At 63.0% G+C, this 21,148-nt stretch carries 20 protein-coding genes; 5 read left to right on the forward strand and 15 right to left on the reverse strand.

The genetic code is table 11. From position 1 onward, the window contains the following. From LHJ54_RS12025 to LHJ54_RS12035, 3 genes are all read right to left on the reverse strand, one after another. The coding region (locus tag LHJ54_RS12025; RefSeq protein ID WP_241721453.1) for a hypothetical protein at window positions 1-1,894 on the reverse strand (1,894 nt) is incomplete at its 3' end. A gap of 325 nt (window positions 1,895-2,219) precedes the next feature. Continuing rightward, window positions 2,220-2,609, reverse strand: a complete 390-nt coding sequence (locus LHJ54_RS12030; RefSeq protein WP_228244131.1) for a type II toxin-antitoxin system VapC family toxin — start codon at window positions 2,607-2,609, stop codon at window positions 2,220-2,222. Beyond that, window positions 2,606-2,848 carry an AbrB/MazE/SpoVT family DNA-binding domain-containing protein gene (locus tag LHJ54_RS12035; protein ID WP_228244132.1) on the reverse strand — a complete coding sequence of 81 codons (243 nt, stop codon included), beginning with the start codon at window positions 2,846-2,848 and terminating at the stop codon, window positions 2,606-2,608. Before LHJ54_RS12035 ends, LHJ54_RS12030 begins: the two co-directional genes overlap by 4 nt. 279 nt (window positions 2,849-3,127) lie before the next feature. On the opposite strand from LHJ54_RS12035, the gene LHJ54_RS12040 reads away from it, so the two are divergent. Further along, window positions 3,128-3,721, forward strand: a complete 594-nt coding sequence (locus LHJ54_RS12040; protein WP_053556549.1) for a recombinase family protein — start codon at window positions 3,128-3,130, stop codon at window positions 3,719-3,721. 292 nt (window positions 3,722-4,013) lie between these two features. Beyond that, complete coding sequence (locus LHJ54_RS12045; protein WP_228244133.1) at window positions 4,014-4,538, forward strand: GNAT family N-acetyltransferase; 525 nt, start codon at window positions 4,014-4,016, stop codon at window positions 4,536-4,538. A 427-nt stretch (window positions 4,539-4,965) separates the two neighbouring features. Here the strand turns inward: LHJ54_RS12045 and LHJ54_RS12050 are convergent, their stop codons facing one another. Beyond that, window positions 4,966-6,159 (reverse strand): IS91 family transposase, encoded by a 1,194-nt coding sequence (locus tag LHJ54_RS12050; protein WP_228244134.1) that lies wholly within the window; start codon window positions 6,157-6,159, stop codon window positions 4,966-4,968. A gap of 193 nt (window positions 6,160-6,352) precedes the next feature. Here LHJ54_RS12050 and LHJ54_RS12055 point away from each other — a divergent pair, with 193 nt between their 5' ends. Continuing rightward, entirely contained in the window at window positions 6,353-7,708 is a 1,356-nt protein-coding gene (locus tag LHJ54_RS12055; protein WP_012112698.1) for an IS1380-like element ISPme1 family transposase, read from the forward strand. Between the two features lie 255 nt (window positions 7,709-7,963). Here LHJ54_RS12055 and LHJ54_RS12060 read toward each other — a convergent pair whose 3' ends face one another. Further along, complete coding sequence (locus LHJ54_RS12060) at window positions 7,964-8,785, reverse strand: IS5 family transposase (protein ID WP_101795125.1); 822 nt, start codon at window positions 8,783-8,785, stop codon at window positions 7,964-7,966. Between the two features lie 172 nt (window positions 8,786-8,957). On the opposite strand from LHJ54_RS12060, the gene LHJ54_RS12065 reads away from it, so the two are divergent. Continuing rightward, window positions 8,958-10,418, forward strand: a complete 1,461-nt coding sequence (locus LHJ54_RS12065; protein WP_277754243.1) for a polymorphic toxin type 37 domain-containing protein — start codon at window positions 8,958-8,960, stop codon at window positions 10,416-10,418. Continuing rightward, on the forward strand, window positions 10,415-10,717 hold the full coding sequence (locus LHJ54_RS12070; RefSeq protein WP_228244135.1) for a hypothetical protein: 303 nt from the start codon (window positions 10,415-10,417) through the stop codon (window positions 10,715-10,717). Before LHJ54_RS12065 ends, LHJ54_RS12070 begins: the two co-directional genes overlap by 4 nt. A gap of 29 nt (window positions 10,718-10,746) precedes the next feature. Here the strand turns inward: LHJ54_RS12070 and LHJ54_RS12075 are convergent, their stop codons facing one another. The 10 genes from LHJ54_RS12075 to LHJ54_RS12120 form a co-directional block, all read right to left on the reverse strand. Further along, the gene (locus LHJ54_RS12075; RefSeq protein ID WP_228244136.1) at window positions 10,747-11,118 is read right to left on the reverse strand and encodes a TrbC/VirB2 family protein; all 372 of its coding nucleotides are present in this window, start codon (window positions 11,116-11,118) and stop codon (window positions 10,747-10,749) included. Between the two features lie 21 nt (window positions 11,119-11,139). After that, window positions 11,140-12,108 carry a P-type DNA transfer ATPase VirB11 gene (gene virB11, locus LHJ54_RS12080; protein WP_228244137.1) on the reverse strand — a complete coding sequence of 323 codons (969 nt, stop codon included), beginning with the start codon at window positions 12,106-12,108 and terminating at the stop codon, window positions 11,140-11,142. Between the two features lie 5 nt (window positions 12,109-12,113). Then, window positions 12,114-13,175, reverse strand: a complete 1,062-nt coding sequence (locus LHJ54_RS12085; RefSeq protein WP_228244138.1) for a TrbI/VirB10 family protein — start codon at window positions 13,173-13,175, stop codon at window positions 12,114-12,116. Continuing rightward, the gene (locus LHJ54_RS12090; protein ID WP_228244139.1) at window positions 13,172-13,645 is read right to left on the reverse strand and encodes a TrbG/VirB9 family P-type conjugative transfer protein; all 474 of its coding nucleotides are present in this window, start codon (window positions 13,643-13,645) and stop codon (window positions 13,172-13,174) included. The genes LHJ54_RS12085 and LHJ54_RS12090 overlap by 4 nt, the downstream gene beginning before the upstream one ends. Further along, window positions 13,642-14,448 (reverse strand): virB8 family protein, encoded by an 807-nt coding sequence (locus tag LHJ54_RS12095; protein ID WP_228244140.1) that lies wholly within the window; start codon window positions 14,446-14,448, stop codon window positions 13,642-13,644. The genes LHJ54_RS12090 and LHJ54_RS12095 overlap by 4 nt, the downstream gene beginning before the upstream one ends. Beyond that, a complete protein-coding gene (locus LHJ54_RS12100; protein WP_228244141.1) occupies window positions 14,445-15,659 on the reverse strand; it encodes a type IV secretion system protein in 1,215 nt (404 codons plus the stop codon). Before LHJ54_RS12100 ends, LHJ54_RS12095 begins: the two co-directional genes overlap by 4 nt. Beyond that, window positions 15,659-18,043: a VirB4 family type IV secretion system protein gene (locus tag LHJ54_RS12105; RefSeq protein ID WP_228244368.1), complete on the reverse strand. Its 2,385-nt coding sequence runs from the start codon at window positions 18,041-18,043 to the stop codon at window positions 15,659-15,661. The genes LHJ54_RS12100 and LHJ54_RS12105 overlap by 1 nt, the downstream gene beginning before the upstream one ends. Then, entirely contained in the window at window positions 18,022-18,309 is a 288-nt protein-coding gene (locus LHJ54_RS12110; RefSeq protein ID WP_228244142.1) for a type IV secretion system protein VirB3, read from the reverse strand. The genes LHJ54_RS12105 and LHJ54_RS12110 overlap by 22 nt, the downstream gene beginning before the upstream one ends. Window positions 18,310-18,614: 305 nt before the next feature. Continuing rightward, the gene (locus LHJ54_RS12115; RefSeq protein ID WP_228244143.1) at window positions 18,615-19,085 is read right to left on the reverse strand and encodes a hypothetical protein; all 471 of its coding nucleotides are present in this window, start codon (window positions 19,083-19,085) and stop codon (window positions 18,615-18,617) included. 298 nt (window positions 19,086-19,383) lie between these two features. Next, on the reverse strand, window positions 19,384-20,460 hold the full coding sequence (locus LHJ54_RS12120) for an RHS repeat-associated core domain-containing protein (RefSeq protein WP_228244144.1): 1,077 nt from the start codon (window positions 20,458-20,460) through the stop codon (window positions 19,384-19,386). Window positions 20,461-21,148 lie beyond the last annotated feature (688 nt).

A 21,148-nucleotide genomic window follows, 5' to 3' on the forward strand; every position in this document is an offset into this window, starting at 1 on the left:
GGGATAGGCGGGCTGACGCCCGCCGATGCTGCCAGGCGGGTTGTGCAACCCCGCCCGCAAGGGCACGATGATAACCCCGGACTCTACTTATGACTGGAGGAGAAAAGGGGGTCACGTCACGCTCGGTGTACGCGGAGGGGTTCGAGCTCAGCCACTTTTTCATCGCGATCGAGTCGACGAACATCCTGCTGGCATCGAAATAGCTTTTCAGCTTGGCGACTTTAGCCCGCGTCTCGATGGCTTGGGCCTCGACGATATACTCTATCTTGTTCAGATGGCGACCGACAGAAGTCAAAATGTCGCGTCGGGCATTCTCCGCCTCGACCGGCGACTTGACGAGCTGGTACATTTTCTGAAGCGTTACCTCATCAAGCGAGGAGAGAATGTAGTTCGCGACCTCCGGGCTGGAGGGGGCCAGGCTGTCGATGAACCCCGGAATGCTCCCGCCAAACTTTGCGGTGATAAACTCGACCAGGGTTTCGCGGAAGTCAAAGTCGATGTCTGGATCAGACGACTTGCTACGGTAAAGAGACAAAGCCAAAACCGCGATTAAGGCACGAGCCTCATCGGAGGCATTCAGGTGCATAGTCTTGAGCTCGCGCTCAAGAAGCAAGGTCTCAAGCCGCATCGTATTATCGAAGATGCACTGCACATCCTCGCTCGACAAGAGACTGAGATTCATCGGATCCTGAATAAAACGGAGGAACAAATATGTCCTATAAAAGGGGTCGAGCCCGACATCCCTGCTGCCGTGATCGACAAGCTCGAAGCAGCCATCGGACTTTTTAAGAACGTCTAGGTTGTCGAACCCCTCCCCGGTCCAAGAAGTGATCTCAGGAAGAAGGGGCGCGACGAGACGGTATCCGACGACGAGGTCGATATCGTTTCTATAACGGCATAGCGACGGAATCTCGAGAAAGGCAGCGCTTCGCTTCCATAACAATAGCGAGCGACCCTCCTCGGACGAAGGATCTTCACTAACAAAGGGCTCGGCGGTCGATAACAGGTTCGGTGCCGATAGCGCCTCGACTTGGTGGTGGCAGGATAACAAAAGGTCGAGGATCTCGCTGTCGAGATGGTTCTCGAGCGCCGAATATACAGCAGGGAGGCGATCCTTAAGGTTGACGATGATCCACAAGGCCCGAACGGCATCGATAAGGCTCGAATAGACCGCGCGAAGCAAAAATGGTCCGCAGTCCTGCTCACTGATTGGAGTCGCAACTAATTCGTTGATACCGTAAAAACGGCGAAAGTCGCCGTCTACATGGTCGTTGAAGATGTTGACGCGCCGCCGTGCAACCATGAAAACGGAGAGCGTAGTCTTGAGGTTCTCCAGTATCACATACTGGAGTGTCGGGTCATCCGGATGGCCGATCAGGCGGTTTATCGCAGTAAGTCTCTGCTTTTGCTCCTCGGCAAGTCCGAAGAATTCGCTAGCATAGACGATCTTATAAGCGAGATAGCCCGAGGCGCCCCATGTTTCGGCAGTCCTTTGCAGCGCAGACACCGCATCTGCAGAAGGGACTGCAGCCAGGCGACTCATTATGGCGATAGTCTCTATCGCGAGCATGGCCTGCTTCTTCCAGCTGTTGAGGAATCCGCAGGCATAGGCCGCCTCAAGCGGTCCCGAGTGTGCTTTCAGTCCGTGGACGGGCTCAATTTCGGACTGCAGCAACCTCATCACCTTTCGCTCGCGAAGGCCGCCTGGCGCTTCAAGCATGGCTGCAGCCGCGACCATGTCACTCTCGGTCTGGTTAGCGCGGATGCTGTCCACTTCGTTGCTCCCCAGTGCGCCGCGCCTCGCATCGGCAACCGCCCCGCGCACGGCATTGCGCCGACCGCTTGAGAAACGGTGGATCGCACCTGCCGCCACTAGGTTTATTGGACGAGCCACCTGCGGTGTTTTTGGCCGCTTCAAAGGACAAACCACCGGAAACTAGCTACGCTGCCTAAGCTCGATCTATGGGCGGTGCGATATGCAAAAGCTGGAGCTCGCCTCACTCTTGCGTTCGCGCCGTCATGGTCGAAAACGCCCACCTTCTATCCCCTTGAGTATAAAGAAAAGCGCGTTGCCCGCCACGGGTTCGCTAGAATAGCCTGCATGCTAGGCAACGGCCTTTGCCGTCAAGGGAAAGCGGGCCGAACGTCGGCTTCTGGGTAGCGTGCGAGACTCTTCCATCGGCCAGTATTGGGGCGCAAAGCGGCCCAGCCCTTCCCCGCTACCGTGCCAGTTTGACCTTGACCCCGGCGGCCTCGGCAACGTCCATCCATGCGCGGTCGCAGGTCAGTGCCGGCAAGCCGAGATGATGAGCCAGCGCCAGACAACACCGGTCGCCTAGCGACAGTCCGTGTGCCGCCGTCATCGCGCGCAGGGCGCTGGCACGGTAGGCCAGCGCGGCATCGAGGGGGACTATGGTGAGCGGCAGGTCGCGCAGGCCCGTTTCGACCTCGTCCGGCGGCATGCCGGCATGAACGAAGGTGCTCGCCACCTCGGCAAGATTGACCGACGACATATGGGCGCCCACCAATTGGCGTTTGACCATGGTTCCGCCGGCCTCACCCTTGAGGAACGCCAGCAACGCCGAGGCATCAAGCACCACTCCGCTCACTCGCCGCTGTCCGCGCGCCGGTTCGCCAAGAAATCGTCAACCGAGGTTCCCGGCAGATCGGCATATGCGGCAAAGGCCGTACGCACCTTGTCGAGGGTCTGATCGAGTGTCCGCAGGGTCACTTCCGTGTCACCCCCCTCGATGATGAGCGTGCCACCTTTCTCGAGTCCCAGCTGACGCCGGATGGCGATCGGCAGCACCATCCGCCCGTTTTCCATCACCTTTACTGCTATACCCAATCGATGCCACTCCTACCCGCTGCGTTTGTGCGACGTGGACGGTAACAGCGCTGTAAAAAGATGTCACCTGATTGTGGTCCTGTCATTTCGATCGTGCAGGGGCCCCGCCCTCAAACCGTAGGTGTTCTGTCCGCAAGGGGATCGCTCAACGGACGCGAAGTTTGGCCCGATCGCCAATCAACAGATGTTGGCTTCCGTCCTCCGAAATCGGGGTCGACCAGTCCATCTCATTTAGGTAGTACGACTAGATTCTCATTGATGGGGCGCTAAGCGTTACAGATGACCGGGACTTTGATCGGATACGCACGGTGTTCAACCGACAAGCAGGATTTGACGGCCCAGCGCCATGCTCTCGCCGAGCTCGGAGTGTCGGCCGACCGGATCTATACCGATCACGGCCTCACTGGCACTTCGCGCGATCGGCCAGGGCTTGCGCAGGCCCTCGCCGCCGTCCGCGCCGGCGATACCTTGGTCGCACCGAAACTCGACCGCCTGGCCCGATCAGTCCCCGATGCGCGCGCGATCGCTGAGGAGCTCGAGAAGCGCGGTGTTGCCCTCGCCCTTGGCCGACAGATCCACGATCCGAGCGATCCTATGGGCAAGATGTTCTTCAACATCCTCGCCACCTTCGCTGAATTTGAAGCTGACCTGATCCGGATGCGGACGCGGGAAGGTATGAAGGTCGCCAAGGCGAAGGGAAAGCTGAAGGGCAAGCCCCCCAAGCTGACCGATCGCCAGCAGCGCCACCTGCACCAGCTGCACGAGGGAGGCGAGCACTCGATCAGTGAGCTGAGCGAACTTTTCTCGGTGTCACGCCCGACCGTCTATCGGACCATCCAGCGCATGGCATCCAAACTCGCTTCCGGACAGTAGTGCATTCTAGCGGCTTGTCCGCACCCAGGGCACCGTCGTTCGATCGACTTTGATATCTCTCTGGTATGGCAGCTCGCAAAGGGTCAACGCTTCAGCGGCTGATCCGGCTGGGCGCTCCGCCTGATTGGTGGTTGCTCAGCATTGGCGCCTCGCCGATCAATCCTGAACGTCACGCGTCGGCAATGGGCATAGCCAAGCCGTAAGCCGCAATGTCCGCCTGCCACCCGAAGCAGACAGTCTGCTTCCGACCCCATTGCGGCCGTTTGACGGTAACCGCTAACAACGCCTCAAGATGAGCGGGAATTTCTTGATAGAGGATTTGCAGGTAAGGGACCTGCCGTCTGTCCTTGCGATCCAGTCCGAGGTTTATCCGGAATACCTTGTCGAAAGTAGTGAAGTCTTCCTCAGCCGTCTCTCGCTGAAGAATTCCTGCTGTTTCGCAGCAAGGGAAGGCGAGCGACTTTTGGGCTACATCATAGCCTATGGCTGGCAGGCCGATGATCCCCCACCTCTGGGGACTGTGGCCGCGATAGAAAAGCAAAGCGATGTGCTGTTCATTCACGACCTTGCTGTCTCAGGCTCGGGGCGAGGAGGAGGTATCGGCAAGCAGCTGGTGGAGCGCGCGTTCGATTTTGCGCGCGACGATGGTTTTACAATCGCCCAACTGGTCGCCGTTAAGGGCGCGGCTCCATACTGGCGCGGCCTCGGTTTCGCGGAGGCACAAGTTGCAGGCAAACTTCGTGCGAAAGTCCTCGGATACGGCACAGATGCTAGATGGATGACGCGCGTTATCCCGGCCAGTGACGTCGTTTGCTAGAGAAGGCAGGTCCGCTTCCCACCCCATGAGCGGGTATCCGGGGGTAGCTAGGATGAACGCCGAAATTGGCCGTTTCCGGACAGTCTGCTATCGAGCGCCGGACCTGGTCAAGCGGACGTTCGGCTTACGTTTAGAGTTTCGGACGCCGCGAGGCGTCGGAAAGTCGACGGTGCCCGAACCCGCGGGCCGCACGCGGTGCGCTATGGGGATTTCGACTTTGCACTGATCCCGACGGCTGCTGACGGTGCCGATAAGCGGAAGGGTCCGATAGCAGCCGGTCCGATTTTGCGATGACAAAGCAGCCGTAGGATGCCGGTTCGTCCGATTTTGGTGATGCGACTACTGCTTTTGGGCGGGTAATATGCGGACGTCATCGCCGCCGGAAGCGTGGCTGCGGCGGGGTGGAACAGTGTCATGCCGAGCCGGGTCACGGCGCAGGTTGCCCGGATGGAGCGGCTGCGCTCGGCGGACCGCGTGGCGGATGGCAGCGCTGGAAGGTCTCGATGATGACCATGTGCCCGCCGCAGCAAGGGCATGCCGGACGCGGATCGGGCGGTTCGATGGAGGGCTCGTCCGTCGCCGGCGGTGCGATCGCTAGCAGCTGACGGGCGCGTTCGAAATGGGCTTTGCGGGTGCTGGCGGCGAGCAGGCCGTAGTGGCGGATGCGGTGGAAGCCACGAGGCAGGCAGTGCAGCAGGAAGCGGCGGATGAACTCGTCGGCGCCGAGCGTCATGATCTGCTGCCGGTCTGGGGCAGAGCGACGATAATCCTTGTAGCGGAACGTTACGCCATCCTCGTCGAAGGAGATGAGCCGACTGTTCGAGATCGCGACCCGGTGGGTGTAGCGCGAGAGATAGGCGAGCACGGCCTCGGGCCCGGCGAACGGCGGCTTGGCATATACCACCCAGCGCTTCTTCCTCACCGGTGACAGATGGCGCAGCAACGCACGGCGGTCGGCCAACTCCGCCAGCTTACCGAAGAAGGCGAGCTTGCCGGCATCGTGAAGCGCCAGCAGCCGGGTCAGGAACAGACGGCGGAACAAAGCGCCCAGCACGCGCACCGGCAGGAGGAAGGCCGGGCGGGACGATATCCATCGGTCCCCGTCCAGCGCGATACCGCCGCCCGGCACGATCATGTGGATGTGCGGATGATGGGTCATGGCCGAGCCCCAGGTGTGGAGCACGGCGGTGATGCCGATGCGCGCACCCAGATGCTTGGGATCGGCAGCGATGGTCAGCATGGTCTGCGAGGCGGTCTTGAACAGCAGGTCGTAGAGCAGAGCCTTGTTGTGGAACGCGATGGCGGCGATCTCGGCGGGCAGCGTGAACACGAGGTGGAAATAGCCGACCGGCAGCAGGTCGGCCTCGCGCGCGGCGAGCCAGGTCCGCGCGGCGGCGCCCTGGCACTTGGGGCAGTGGCGGTTGCGGCAGGAGTTGTAGGCGATCCGCCAATGGCCGCAGTCGGTGCAGGCCTCGACGTGCCCGCCCAGCGCGGCGGTGCGACAGTGCTCGATCGCCGACATGACCTTGAGCTGATGCAGGCTCAGGTGCCCGGCATGGGCGGCCCGATAAGCAGGCCCGGCAGCACGGAAGACGTCGGCAACCTCGAGCGAGGTGCGCACCGGCTCTCAGCCGCTCGGCACCTCGTTATCCGGTGCCGCCAAGGCCAGTCGGTCGAGCGGGCTGACAACTGCCCGCATCGTCTTCGTTGCCACCTTGGTCCCACATTCTCCAAGTAAGTCGCTGATTTCGCTGTCGTAATCGTGATATTTCGCATATAAATCATGGCGTTAACGGCTGCGAGGGGCGCGTTTCATGGATCACCTGGAGGGTGCGGGCTTGGCGCGGGGAGATCGGGTTGATTTCGACCGCCGTGTGCGTCTGGAGTTCCGTGGTGCGCAGATCAGTTCAGACGGTGGCCTGCTGGTGATGCGCGAGCTTGATGACGTGCTCGGCCTGTCCAATCTGGCGTCGGAGGCGCTGCGAGACAGCCGCACCGGGAAGAACACGCTCCATCGGCTTGACGGATTGTTCCGGCAATCGGTGTTCGGACGACTGGCCGGATACGAGGATGTGAACGATGCCGACCGCTTGGCCCTCGATCCCGTGATGCGTCAGGTCGTTGGCGGCAGGGCCGTCGAGGCGCAAGCTGCTTCGGCATCGCAGATGGGACGGTTCGAGACCGAGACGCTGGCTCTGGCCGCGAACCGGGCGGCGCTGGCCGATCTGAACGGCCAATGGATCGACCGGTTTCATGACCGCAACGGGTTGAAATACATCGTGCTGGACATGGACAGCTCGGTCAGCCCCACCCACGGCGATCAGGAAGGTGCTGCCTGGAACGGGCATTTCGACTGCACCTGCTATCACCCCATCTTCTTGTTCAACCAGTTTGGCATGCTGGAGCGCTGCGCCCTGCGTAACGGCAATGTCCACAGCGCCGATGGCTGGCGGGATGTCCTTGATCCCGTCATTGCCCGATATGCTGGCCGCGACCTTGGTGGACGCTTCTTCCGGGCCGACGCTGCCTACGCGATCCCCGCGATCTATATGCGGCTGGAAGAAGCCAGGTTCTTCTACGCCATCCGTCTGCCCGCCAACGCCGTCTTGCGCGAGAAGATCGCGCATCGGCTGACACGGCCCGTGGGACGGCCTTCGCTGACCAAGGTCAAACGGTTCTTCGAGGACTTCGAGTATCAGGCGGCGTCCTGGGACAAGCCGCGCCGCGTCATCGCCAAGATCGAATGGCATCCGGGCGAGCTGTTCCCCAAAGTCGGCTTCATCGTCACCAACCTGCCGATGGAGCCAGACTGGGTGGTGAGGTTCTACAACCAGCGCGGCACCGCAGAGCAGCACATCAAGGAAGGCAAATATGCCTTTCGCTGGACGCGGCTGTCATGCCGGAAGTTCCGGCACAACGAGGTGCGGCTGCAACTGCACGCGCTGGCCTACAACCTGGCAACCTTCCTGCGCTGCATCGAACTGCCCGAGGCCATGGCGGACTGGTCGTTGACCAGCCTGCAACTCAAGCTGATCAAGATCGGCGCCCGCGTCGTCCGCCACGCCCGCGCCATTACCTTCCAGTTGGCCGAGGTCGCCGTCACCGGCCCGATGGTGCGGGCCGTCCTTGCCGCCATCCGCCGTCTTCGAACGCCTCCGTCATGCGCATGACCACGATCCATGCCCAAGCTGAACGAAAGCGGCAGGACAGGTCCGTCTGCCGCGCGGAAAAGCGGCTCTGCCGGGCCAGAATGCTGCGGGTTCGAGGCTTGATCCACCCGACTTCGGCCGTTTGCGCGACGACAGACACCGCTCGGGGCGAAAAACGCTTGCCCAGCGAGCAAAATCAGGCGATCTTGAAGTCAAGCGGCAGGCCACTTGGGGAATGTCGGCTTAGAGTCTGATTCAAAACCATCGCGCTGGATTTCATGCTCTTGCAATGCGGCGTGCGAAGAGCTGGATTGAGGCGATGAACAGCCAGGCGGTTGCCGAGGCGATAGTCTCCTCGAAGTCCTTGGCGAGGCGGCGGTTGCGACCGAGCCATGCAAAGGTCCGCTCAACAACCCAGCGTCTGGGCAAGACCTCGAAGCCCTTGGCGTGGTCGGACCGCTTAATGATCTCGACCGTCCATTTCCCGATCTTGCGCAGCGCCTCGCGCAGCTTGTCGCCGGCATAGCCACCATCGGCGAAGATGTGCCTGAGCCAAGGATGGCGGCGGATGATCTCAGCGAGGACGAGCGGTGCGCCATCGCGATCCTGCACGTCAGCGGTGTGGACCACGGCATGAACCAGATTGCCATCGGTATCGGTCACGATGTGCCGCTTGCGGCCCTTGATCTTTTTGCCCGCATCGTAGCCCCGCGGTCCGCCGCTCTCGGTGGTCCTGACGCTCTGGCTATCGATAACCCCAGCGCTGGGAGAAGCTTCGCGCCCGACAGCTTCCCGGCCGATCAGCAGCAGGGCGTGATTGAGTGAAAGCCAAAGACCATTGTCGCGCCACAGGTAGAACCAGCGGCGCACCGTGGAAACAGGTGGAAAGCAGGGCGGCAGCATTCGCCAGGGCAGCCCGCCGCGCAGCAGATACAGGATCGCCTCGACGATACGCCGCAGTGGCCATTTGCGCGGACGCCCCACATGCGATGGTGATGGGAAAAACGGCTCCAGCACGGCCCATTCCGCATCGGTCAAATCGCTTGGCAAAGCCAGGTCGGCACGGGCATACTGAGCCCGAGTGGTGTCGGTCCACATCGTTGATTTCCCTTGGTTCGTTGCAAAACCGCTGAATCAACGACTTGGGCTCGCGTCAAGCTAACCCACTGGCACCACTCAACTTAATTTCGGATCAGGCTCCAAGGGGCGGGTGCAGAGCGTCCTCACCCGCGCCAGCACAGCCGATAGCTGGACAACGCTTGCCTCCAACATGCGTTACGAGCCGTTCGGCCCGCTTGCCGCGGCAAGCCTTGGCAACGGGCTGCGCGTTGCCAATGATTGGGGAAATGACGGGCGGCTCGCCGTTCGGCGGCTGTTCCGTGCGAGCGACAACGTCAACCTGTCGCGCCTTGCCTACGACTTTGATGCCGACGACAACATCGTCCGCATCCGCGACCTCCTCGATCCTGCCCGCAGCCAGGTTTATGCTTATGACGAGGCAGGACGCATCACCCGCCTAGACACCGGCTTGGGCGCGGTGCGCCGGGTCGACTACCGCTACGACGCGAATGGCAACCGCCTCGCCCAGGAAAGCCGCGCGCTGCCCGGCGATGCCGCGCCGCTTGCGACCGACAGCTACAGCTATAACGCCGGCACCAACCGGCTGAGCGAGATCGTCGGACCTGCCGGCGCCCGCACCATAACCTATGACGGGCGCGGCAACACGGCGGGCGAGCTGCGGCCCGATGGCGTTGCTGTTACGACCAGCTATGACGGCTTTGGCCGGCTCACGGGCTACCAGCGCAGCGATACAAGCCTCCAGTTCACCTACAATGGCCGCGACGACCGCGTCGCCATGACCCGCGACACCGTGCGCAGCGTGTTCGTCTACGATCCCTCAGGGCGGGTCATCGGCGAATACGGTCCGGCGGGCGCGGCCGATCCCAAGGCCGAGTTCATCTGGACGCTGCCGGAGGTGAGCGCGGCGGGGACGTTCGGCGGGGACGACGGGCTTGGCGGCTACCAGCCCCTCGCGGTTGCTGCCATCGGTGCACAGAGCGGGGTCACCGAACTCGCCTGGACCCACGGCAACCACCTAGGTGTGCCGCTGGTGCACACCGATGCGCAAGGCAATTCGCTCACGGCTGAACTCGAATACCTCGTACCCGGATTCCCTGGACAAAGCCGGGTGCTCTCCGACCTCTACCACAATCGGCACCGCGACTTCGATCCTACCACCGGACGCTACATCCAGGCCGATCCCATCGGGCTGGCGGGTGGGAGCAACCTGTACCTTTATGCGGGAGGGAATCCGGTAGGGGCGATTGATCCGCTGGGGTTGTCGGCAGTGGGAGTTGTCGGCAGGATATTAGCGGCTGACATTGTAACACCTGATCCGTTCGATGTAGCTCCTCTACCAAAGCTAGCAGGGTATGCTTTAGCACTAGCCGGCGCTGCGTGTGTTGATTACGTGCTCAACAACTCAGAAGCGGATGCGGAAGCTAAAGCACCAGGACAGCCTGGACCAGAAGATGGCTACAAAGCTCCCAAAGGTGGGCCACGAACTGTGAAAGGACCAAAAGGAAAGCGTGGGTGGATAGATGCTGATGGAAATGTGTGGGTTCCGACTGGTCCGGCTGGATACCCTGATGCTCATGGCGGCGCTCACTGGGATGTTCAGGGGAAACGAGGCGGGTACCGGAACGTTTACCCAGGCGGTCGGACAAGATGATGAATATTGTAGTAGCAAGTCCAACCTTCTTTTCCGATTTAGATGAAAAGATGTTTTTCTGGAGCTTAGCTCAAAATCCGGTTGTAACCGGCTTTAAAGGAGTAGGTGAAAGCATTGAAGTTCAGATAAACGAAGGTAATTTAGATTTGGAAAGTTTTCTGTCTATTTATGCACTGTTAAAAAGATACTGTTTAAATTGTAAGATTCTTCAAGATTTCCTAATGCTTATGCGCGAGGATGACGTGCTTTATCTTAAGGATGGTGAAAAGATTTGGTTCGAGGATATATTTGCTAATTAAATTCCATAGAACTAGAATTTGCAAGTTGTTTACCGATCGTCCCGCACCGAAGCTCCCGCGTAAGGATCGAATGCCGAAGGCGGCAGCTCTTGCCTGGACTCCGGCAGCGTGCGCGGCAGCTCCGCCATGCTTGGCCGCTCCGCTACTCCCACGCCAGCAGTCACAAACGCCCCCGCAATCACCGGCGCGCCCAGCAGCACAAAACAGCCCAGCACCACCCGCATCCCTTCACGCACCGCCAGCCTGCCGGTAAGCAGCAGCAGGCCCACCACCGCCACCGCCAGCACGCACAGGCCGCTGGCAAGGCTCCCGGTGAGCAGCGCAGCCAGCCATGAGGCAGCCTCCTGCAGCGGAGCCGCGGCTGCCGGCGCGAACAGCGTATCGGGCGGGGCGCTGCGCATGGGCTTGCCTCCTGCCCCTTCTCAGCCCCGCACCAGCATCTGGGTGACGCGCCGCCTGCCGTCGCGGCGTTCCAGCTGCACGAACACGTCGATGCTTTGCCGCACATAATGCCGCACGTCCTCGCGCGAGAGCCTGGAGCCCGCCTGCAACACGAGAAGGGCAAGCTGCTCGATGGCGCGCGCGGGGCTGTCGGCATGCACGGTGGTCATGGAGCCGGGATGGCCGGTGTTAATGGCGCGCAGGAACGTGAGCGCTTCCTGGCCCCTTAGCTCGCCCAGGATGATCCGGTCGGGCCGCATCCGTAGGCTTGCGATCAGCAGGTCCTCGGCCGTGACCTGCGCTTCGGCGAGTTGCCCCCGCGCCGCGATCAGCCCGACCGCGTTGGGATGGCGGAGGCGCAGCTCTTCGGTATCCTCGATGCAGATGAGCCGCTCGTCTTGCGGGATCTCGGCGAGCAGCGCGTTGAGGAACGTCGTCTTGCCGGTCGAGGTGCCGCCCGCCACCAGGATGTTGGCGCGGCCTCTGACCGCTGCCCGCAGCGCCGCGCCCGCTTCGCGTGCGCCAAGTGAGCGCAGGGGGCGCTCCTCCTCCAGCCCCTGCCCGCCCGCCTCCAGCCCCGCAAAGGCGTCGCTGTCTTCCCAGTCTGCCAGGCTCAGCTCTGAGGCCACATGGCGGCGGATGGCGAACGCGTGGCCACTTCTCGTCGCGGGCGGCGCCACCACCTGCACCCGCGCGCCATCGGGGAGGGAGGCGGCGAGCAGCGGCGCTTCGCGGCTAATGCCTTGCGCGGACAGCGCCGCGATCTGCCGCGCGAGCCGCGCCAGCAGCGCTTCGGTGAGGCTTGGCTCCTGGTAGCACTCGATGCCGCCGCCGAGCCGCTCCACCCACACCTCGCCCGGGCGGTTGATCCAGAGATCCGTGATGTTCGGCTGCCCGAGCCAGGGGGCGAGCGGCGCGAGGAAGCTGTCGAGGTAGTAGCCCGCCTCCATGCGTGTCACCCGCCCACGGCCGAGAAGTCGAGGTCGCGCGCGACGAACACCGACACGCTGGTGCCGTGGCGCACTTTCAGCGTAGGCTGGATCTGCTGGTTGTCGGCGACCTGCGGCGCTTGGGGCCGCACCGCGCCCGGCAGCACCACCACGCCGTCGGTTGCCGCGGCGGTCGCCACCCCTACGCCGAGATCGAGCGCGGACTGGAGGATGGCGTTGCCGAACCGGGCGAGGAACTTGCTGTCTACCCTGCCGGGGATGCCCGCCCTGCCCAGCGGATCGGAAGCAGGCGAGTCGAGCGCGATCACCACGCCGTCGGGGCGCATGGCGCGGGTCCAGGTGACCAGCGCCCGGCGCTGGCCCTGGCCGATCGCTTCGTATTCGCCGTAGAGGCGCGAGCCGCGCGGCAAGAGCACGCGGCTGCCGTCGAACCCATGGACGTCGCGCTGGACCAGCGCGCGCACCCCGCCCGCCTGCGTGCTGTCGATCGCGGTCTCGAGCACGGCGGGGATCACCGTGCCCTTGGGGATGGTCAGCGCCGGGTTGGCGAACGGCCGTGCCAGCACGCGCTCGCCGTCCGCTTCTGTCGCCTGCTGCTGCGGCAGCGGCGGGCGGTTCCCCTCCTCGATGAGCCCGGGCCTGAACGGCGGCGGGTCGTAGCGCGCCTGGGGCGGAACATAGGCCGGAGCTGACGGGCCGGCATCGCGCACCGGCTGCGGCGGGAGCGGCGCTGATGGGACAGTGCGCACCGGCACTGCAGCGGGTGCGGGCAGGAACCGCTGGTCGGCGGGCGCCGGTGGCAAAAACCCGCGGGCGCCCGCGCCCGTGAACTCGCCCGGCACCTGGAGCGGCGGCGGGGAGGCGATCCGCGCGCCTCCCCCGCCGATGCCGCTGGTCGCCGGCACGCTTGCCTCCTCGCGGCTGCTGGCGAGCGCCGCGAACAGGCCGATGCCGCCGGCAAGCAGGATGGCGAGGAAGACGTAAAGCCCCACATCGCGGCCCGGCGGCGGGGCGACCAGCGGCAGGCCGTCATCGGGCTGCGGCGCGGGCGGCGCAGCGGTGCTCATGGCTCTACCGGCTCGTCGGCGCGCCGGGCGGTCGCGCGCGCCTCGTCGATGCGGAACACGAGGCGCTCGTACACCCTGTCGATCACGTAAGCCTCGCCCCGCATATAGCCGTTCACCACCTCCTCATCGCCGGTGGGGCCGATGGCGAACACGGCGGGGAGCGCCTGATCTGGCGGGAACAGGATGGCGGTCTGGCGGCCGTTGTCAGTCACTTGCGCGGGCCGCACCGCGCGGTCGCCGCCGATGCGATAGAGCCAGCGCGGCTCGCCCGGCAGGCCGGGGAGCGGCAGGGGTGGCCCGAGCGGCGGCATGCCGGGTTGCGGCGCGGGATAGCCGGTGAGCTCTGGCTGTGCTGGCCCGCCTGCCGGACGGCCCGCGCAGCCCGCCAGTAGCAAGCCAAGCGCCAGCAGCACCGGTGTTGCGGCCTCTGGCCAGAGCGCGCGCCCTCCCCTGCCCGCTCGCCCGGTCACTGCGCACCCTGCGGCGGCACCGCCGTCTGCGGCGCTGCGGCAGGAGAACCCAATGTGTCAGGCGCAGCCACCACCGGGTCGCCGGGCACCTGTGCCACCGGCACTTCCGGCAGCGTCTCGGGATCGGTGCGGTAGCGGGTCACCTGGAACCCCAGGGGATTGAGGAGCCGGTCGGCCGCGCTCATCTGCGCGTCCGAATAGCGCCAGTCGATCACCGCCGCCCAGTTCTCAATGAGGGTCGGCACGCCGGAGCGGTCGGCGCGCGTGGTGGTGTAGCGCACCAGCGAGCGGCCCGGCGCCAGCGAGGAGACACTCCTCACCTCCACCGAGACGGTGGAGCCGGGCGCCAGCACGGCGAACGGATTGCCGGGCGCGTTGGGGCGCATCTGCTGAAGGTAGCGCGTGCGCGCTTCGTCGGCCGAGAACAGCGCCACCTTGCGGTAGTCGGCGGCCAGGTCGTCGGCGTCGAACCCCTCGCGCGCGATCACATATTGGACGAGGAACGAGCGGGTGAGCGCGGCGTCGGCATCCACCACCTGCGGCTCCAAGGGCTCCAGTGCTTCCACATAGCCGGTCTGCCGGTCGACCAGGAGGGTGTAGGGCACGGTCGCCTTCAAGGGTAGCAGGATGACCAGCGCGATCGCGAGCAGCAGCGCCACCGCCGCCGCGACGCTCGCGACGATCCAGGCGATGCGGCGCGAGCGCTCGAGATCGTGGGTGACCGAGCGGGTCCAGCTGTCGGCGATGGCAGTGCCATCCTCCATCCCGTAATCAGCCACGTTGAACTCCGCCTTCGCGTTCATGGCCGCGCGTCCCGCGCCCTGGCGGTCTGCGAGCCGCGGATCGCCGAGCGCCGCCAGGAACGGCCCAGAGGTTCGGGACCGGCGGCAAGGCTGGCGGGCATGGTGCTGCCGGGCGCGCTGCCGCTGCTGCCTCCGCTCGGCTGCCCAAGCCGATAGGCGTAGCTGGTGCGCCCGCCAGCGCCCTCTTCATAGCGCAGCTGAGTTTCGACGCTCTGCACGATGCGCGCGGCCCGCGTGGGCAGCTCGATCACCTGCGCAGGCGCAGGGCTCGGCGCGCCGCGCTGGTCGATGACGCTGCGGCTCTCGCGCTCCCACCGCGGGACGGTCACCCACCCCCTGGTGAACGCCACGCGGGCAAGCCACGCCACCGTCCCGAACTTCGCCAGCGCGAATGCGAGCGTCAGCGCGAACAGCTCGGTCGGCGCGGCCGGGGTCGCATAGCCGAGGCTCCGGACCCGCAGCGCATCCTCCAGCCAGGGGATCAGCACGGCGGCTTCGACCGCCAGCACCAGGCTCACCCCCACCGTGCCGATGAGCGCGAGCACCAGACCTCTGAGCCATCCTGCAAACAGCCCGCGAGTGGCCTCGAACAGCAGGAGCCCGGCGGCGAGCGGCGCGAGCGCCAGGAGCAGCCCGCCGGTGAGGCGCAGCAGCGCGAGCGAACCGACGATACCGGCCAGCCACACGAGCCGCGCGGAGCCGAACGTGCTCTCGTCTTCAAGCGCGCTGGCGCGGAACGTGCCGCCGGGATCCTCGGCGTTCACGAACGCGCCCGTCTGCCGTCCGGTGCCGGCCTCCGTCAGCCGCAGCATGGCATCGTCGGCATATTGCAGCTGCGCCAAGAGGCTGCCGCGCGCCTCGCCTGTGACCGGCGCGCTGAGCGCGGTGGCGAGCTCGCCGGGACCGTCAAGCACGACGTCGTGCAGCAGCGTGCGGAACGCGGGCCAGGAGAGCGCGAGTGTCAAGACAATGCCGATCTTGAGCACCTCGGTGACGATCTCGCGCGCGCCGGGCGCCGGCCCGAAGAGGAGGCGGATGCCGAAGAGCGCCACGAAGATGGTGAGGAGGCTCGCCAGCACGGCTGTGGCAAGCGCGCCGGGCTGCGCCAGCGCTTCCCAGCCCAGGCTGCCCACGGTCCGCGCCTGGCAGTCGATGTTCGCCACCACGCGGGTAAGAAAGGCCTCGCCGGTAAGGACCGCGGGACAGGCCATCAGGCGGCGCGCTCCAGCAAGGGTCCGAGCCAGGCAGCGGGCGCCGCATCGCCCGTCTCCGCCACCAGCTCGTCGAACAGGCGCACGGTGCTCTCGCGGCCCGACAGGATGGTGAGGAGCTCGCGCTCGCCGGTGAGGTCGAGCCGGGCGACCACGGAGTCGTTCCCGTGCCGGATGAGGAAGCAGTGCGCGCTGTCCGGCAATGTCCTGACCAGCTCGAACTCGTGCGGCGACAGGCCAAAGCCGTTGATGTAGTCCTCCGCGCGCGCCTTGGAGTTGACGGTAAAGATCTGGGTTGCCGCCTGCTCGATGATGGCCGAGGCGATCTGCGAGTCGAGCGCATCCTGCGCCGACTGGGTCGCGAACCCGACGATGCCGTTCCTCTTGCGGATGGTCTTTTCCCAGTCCTTGATCCGGCGCACGAAGACAGGATCGTCCAATGCCTTCCAGCCCTCGTCGACCACGATGATGGCAGGTGAGCCGTCGAGCCGCTCCTCCACCCGGTGGAAGAAGTAGAGGAGCGCCGGGGTTCTGAGCTGCGGATCGTCGAGCAGCGCGGTCATGTCGAACCCGACCGTCTGCGCGGCAAGGTCGGTCGTGTCCTCCGCATTGTCGAACAGCCAGGCCCGCTCGCCAGAGCCCCACCAGGGGCGGAGGCGCTGGTAGAGGTCGCCCGCTTTAGGCCGATCATGGCCGCGGAAGAGCTCGGCGAGGTGGCGGAGGCGCCGGCGCGGCGGGGGGCTGAGGAAATTGGCCTCGAGCGCATCGGCCACCAGCTCCGCTTCGCCCGCATCGAGCCCGCCCGCGAGCAGCCCCAGCCACTCGTGGAGGAACTGGCGGTTCGCCGGCGTGTCCTCCAGCTGCAAGGGGTTGAGCCCTGCCGGGCTGCCGGGGCGCAAGCGGTCGTACGAGCCGCCGATCGCGCGGATGAAGAGCTCGGCGCCCCGGTCCTTGTCGAAGAACACGATGCGCGGTTGAAAGCGCCGCGCCTGCGCCAAGAGGAAGTTCAGGATCACCGTCTTGCCCGACCCAGAGGGTCCGATAACGGTGAAGTTGCCCAGATCGCGCGCGTGGAAGTTGAAGAAGTAGGGTCCGGCGGCTGTGGTCTCCAGGAGGCTCACCGCCGCGCCCCAGTGATTGCCGCTCGCCCGTCCTACAGGGAAGTTGTGCAGGGAGGCGAGCCCGGCGAAGTTGGTGGTCGAGACAAGCCCACGCCTGGCGATATAGCGGAAGTTGCCGGGGAACTGCGCCCAGAACGCCGGCTCCAAGGCGATGTCTTCCCTGACCGCCGTGATGCCGAGATCTGCCAGCAGCGCTGTCACCTCGGCGGTGCCAGTGTCGAGCGCCTCCAGGCTCTCGGCATGGAGCGCGATGGTGGTGTGGTGCTCGCCAAAGCCAGCGCGCCCCGCGGCCACCTCGTCCTTGGCGACGCTGAGCTCGTCGCGCAAGGACACCGCCTCGTCCTCGGCCGCCCGCATGCGGCGCAGGGAGAGGTTCATGGAGGATAGGGCGCGGGCGCGCTCGACGAACGCGAAGGACTGGGTGACGGTGAGCTCGAAGGGCAGGCGGTAGAGCTCGTCGAACATGCCCGGCATGGTGCGGTTGGGGTAATCCTTGATCGAGACGAGCGCCTGGAACCGACGCGGCTCATTCCCAGCGGGCGCGAGCTCCACCGCGTTGCGGCCGAAGGAGGCGCGCCGCGCCGCCAGGTGGTGGCCGAGATCGCCATGCGGCAGCGCGATGGGGTGCATCGTGCCGTTCAAGAGCCAGGCGAGGAACTCCGCCGGTTCGGAGTGGAGCGCGCCGCTTTCCTCGTAGAGCGACAGGCGGCGCGGGGCATAGGCGCCCAATGCGGCGAGCAGCGCTTCTGTTGCGTTATCGAGCGCGCGGCGTTCGCCTGCCAAGGTCTCACCATGAGCTGCGCCGCTCCCTGAGCGGGCGAAGCCGCGGCGCAGCCGGTCGGCCAAGCCTATGCGGCCCTCCAGCGGGCGGCGCACCAATGTGAGGAACAGGTCGTTGACGAACAGCTGCTTGGACAGGAGGCGCTCCCGCCAGCGCGCGTCCAGGCGGTGGGAGAAGTCGTCGGGGAAGGTTGCGGGCAGCGCGCCTTCCGCGCGGCGCCGCACTACGTGGTGCCACAGGGCGTAGCGCGGCGAGCCGACGGCGCGCAGCATCGCGTCGCGCAGCTCCGTGCGGTAATTGAGCTCGGCGCTGTCGGCGGTCTCGAACAGGAAGCCCCCAAAACGGATGGTTTGCAACAATCGCCCGTCGCGCAGCTGCACGGTGTGAGGGTCAAGATGCCGGGCATAGGGCAGGTGCGCGCCCGCCGAGGTCTCGCGGGCGATGGTGCGCGGATCGCTGGTCAGGGGCGGTAGGAGTTGCATCGCCACAAGCGGTGGTTCTTGATGCGCGGGCACTGGCGCACGCGGGTCAGCCACAGATCGACGATGCGCGGCTCCTCGAGGTGAAGGAGGACGCCCAGGCCATGCACGCCAAGCGCAACGAGCAACACCCACCAGCTGCCGAACAGGAGGAACAGCTCGACGGCTATGACGGCGTTGATGACGAAGAAGGAGTAGGTGACGCCGGCGAACATCTGCGGGCGGGTGAGGCCGACGAAGAGGGTGTCTTGGCGCAGGTCAGCGGGCATGGGCGGGGGCGCCGGTCATAGGAGGGATGAGGACATAAATGATCAGCAAAAGCAAGATGTTTCTAATTTCAGTTGGTAGCTAAAACCCGATTTTCGTGAGAAAGCGGAACCATACTTTAGCCAATCCAAAAATGCCCCAACTACCTAAGACTAATAATATTAAGATAAGTGTATCTTCTGTTATAGTCTTCTCTTCGCTTGCCAAACTAAATAATAGGTATATAATGGTAGAAGAACTTATAAGAAAAGCTACTACTTTAATACCTAGAAGTATCTTAATGTATCTTTCATTTAGCTTTCTCATTTTAGCAGCCAACGTCTGCAAATATAAATGAAAATGTTTGTCGTTCACCTGCGCCTATGTAACCTCCTAAACCGCCTTCAGCACTTCCAGTAATGGAAGGATCGCGGGGAAAGCCGCCATGGGAGTCGCCGGTTGAAGTGATTATTTCTCCTCCTGTTCCCGCAGCAGCGGCGGCGGCGAGTACTTTGTCGCTACTAAAACCAGTTATCAGATGCTGTGAGGTGTAACCGAGCGAACCGTTTAATCCCACGCCACCGTATAAACCGAGCCCAGATAATCCCGCAGCACTTCCTCTGGCGAATATCTGGCCGTTGGAAGAACTTCCATGAGCTACTCCAAAATCGACGTTGATTGTTATACCTCTTGTGCCGATAAAGAATGTGAAGCCGGCTCCTAAGCTTATAGTACCTAAACCACAAGTCTTCTCAGTTTCTGGCGAAGGTGAAGATTCTAACGCGCTAGAAACGGCCACATTCGGGACACTACATAGATTAGAAGTCCAACGATGCCGATCGCGTAGGCTGAAAAGGATATCGTATTGCCAGTCCCGTTTGCCAGAACGGTTCCTAAGCTAAATCCAGCCCATAACAGACCAAGACCCACTAATTTCAAGGCGCGGTTGTGGGATATCAAAAAACGTTTCAGACCGGTCGTCCGTCGAGCGAGAGCGTCAGCATCTTTGCCTTCGTAAAAGTAGCGGAACTTATTGTCCGCATACAGAGCCAGCATCCAAGTAGCTAAAGCAAACAATGGTATTAGTATCGCCTGGCTCATCGCGGGCATCCCACGCTCGAAACAGCCGCCCCAACTGTCCGCTCTTGAAGGCCCTCTGTCGCAATGTCCTGTGCAGCTTGGCGACCTCGCCAATTGGAAACAAATCTACCTGCGGCGTTTCGGCCTGGGTCGGCCGCCGCACCGCCAACTCGGCGGATGAGACGACCGCCAGGCACTAGCCCCGCGCCTGCGCCTGCAACGTCACCGGCTAGTCCGGCATAATCGCCTTGTGAGTAGTTCAAAGCCCCGGAGAGGGCCGTACTCCCATAGCTTAGACTTAGACCGACCCCAGCCAGCACGGGATTACCGGTCAGAACCCCAGCCATGGTAAGTCCGTCTCCGATAATCCCGGTAACCTCTAAGGCGTCTTCGAAGAACTCGTCGGCTACACCTGGATTACAGGGATTATTTTGCGGCTCAAGTTCAGGACCCTGTTTTGGAGGCGGCGTACCTGTTACGATTATCTCGTTAGAGCTATAAGCACCGGGGAGAGAACCCAAATCAAAATTAAAGCTTCCGATACTCCAGATGTCGCCGCTCGGATTAGAGACACTAATTTCGGATCTCGTTCCAGTAACAGTGATATTATTCTGGCAAAGCCCAGTCTCAAGATCTAACGTCTGCTCAACACCACATAGCCCCGTCGGATCAGTCATGTTGACCGGATCCCCGCCCACATACCCATACAGGTTCATCCCATCGCCATAGCCGATGGGATCGGTCTGCATGAACCGGCCAAGTGTGGGCGAGTACATCCGGGCCTTGTAGTGGTAGAGGCCGAGCTCGGGAAGCCAGGTCTGGCCGGTGTACTGGAACCGGCCCTGATTGCCTGCGCCGGGAATGCCGTACTCGTCATAGGTGTTGAGGGCGATCGCTGCGCCGCTGCCATTGGAGACCGCCACCACCGAGCCGCGCTCGTCGGCATGGAGCCAGCGGCGGTCGGCTGTGCCCGCGCCCTCGTACCACACCAAGACTTCGTCCGTGCCCGGCCCGTGCACATAGCGGCGCTGCACGCCCGCGCTGCCGCGCTCCTCGATGAGGTCGGCCCCGTCATATTGCAGCCAGGTGTTCACTACACCTCCGGTGCCGACCCAGTGCAGGCGGCCGAGCGGATCCCAGGCGACCACATGCCCGCCGCTGCGTGTGGCCAAGCGGTTTTCGCTGGTGTAGGTGTAGCTGTCGGGGGCGGAGTGGGTGAATAAAGAAGTGGTTCGTCTCGTCTAAACGTTTACGCATCTACTTGCTGCTGAATGGTTCTAACAACAACTTAGAAAAAGCAACTTTCTTTAATCTTATCCGGTGTGCATATGCAAAGGGAACTGCGGAACAAATAGCTGATGCGATGATAACGTGGAAAATCTTTAAATCTGTTTCGTATAACAAGTTCAGCGTTGAGTGAACAAAAATCATAAAAATAACAGTCACTAGCGGACTGAACAGTAGCCGATACGCTGAGAAATACACGTAAGCGCTACCAAGATGAAAAAGAAAAGCATTAAGAAATACAAATAAGTCTGCACTCAAAACTTCGAAGACGAATTTGTCGGAATAAAACATAGTATTGTTGATCAACTTTGTGCATATCTCTAAGATACCAAAAATCACGATAATGGGAAAACAGAATCGTCCGAACGCCTTCAGACTTAAGAACTTAAAAACCTCTTCTGACATTGGAAAGTAAATTACCCATAGTAATGCTTGTGGAAGTCCATAATAGAACAGAAGGTAATCTGCAAATCCAGCGGAGAGCGAGTTTACAAC

It is taken from the genome of Porphyrobacter sp. GA68 (assembly GCF_022605525.1).
Lineage (GTDB): Bacteria > Pseudomonadota > Alphaproteobacteria > Sphingomonadales > Sphingomonadaceae > Qipengyuania_B.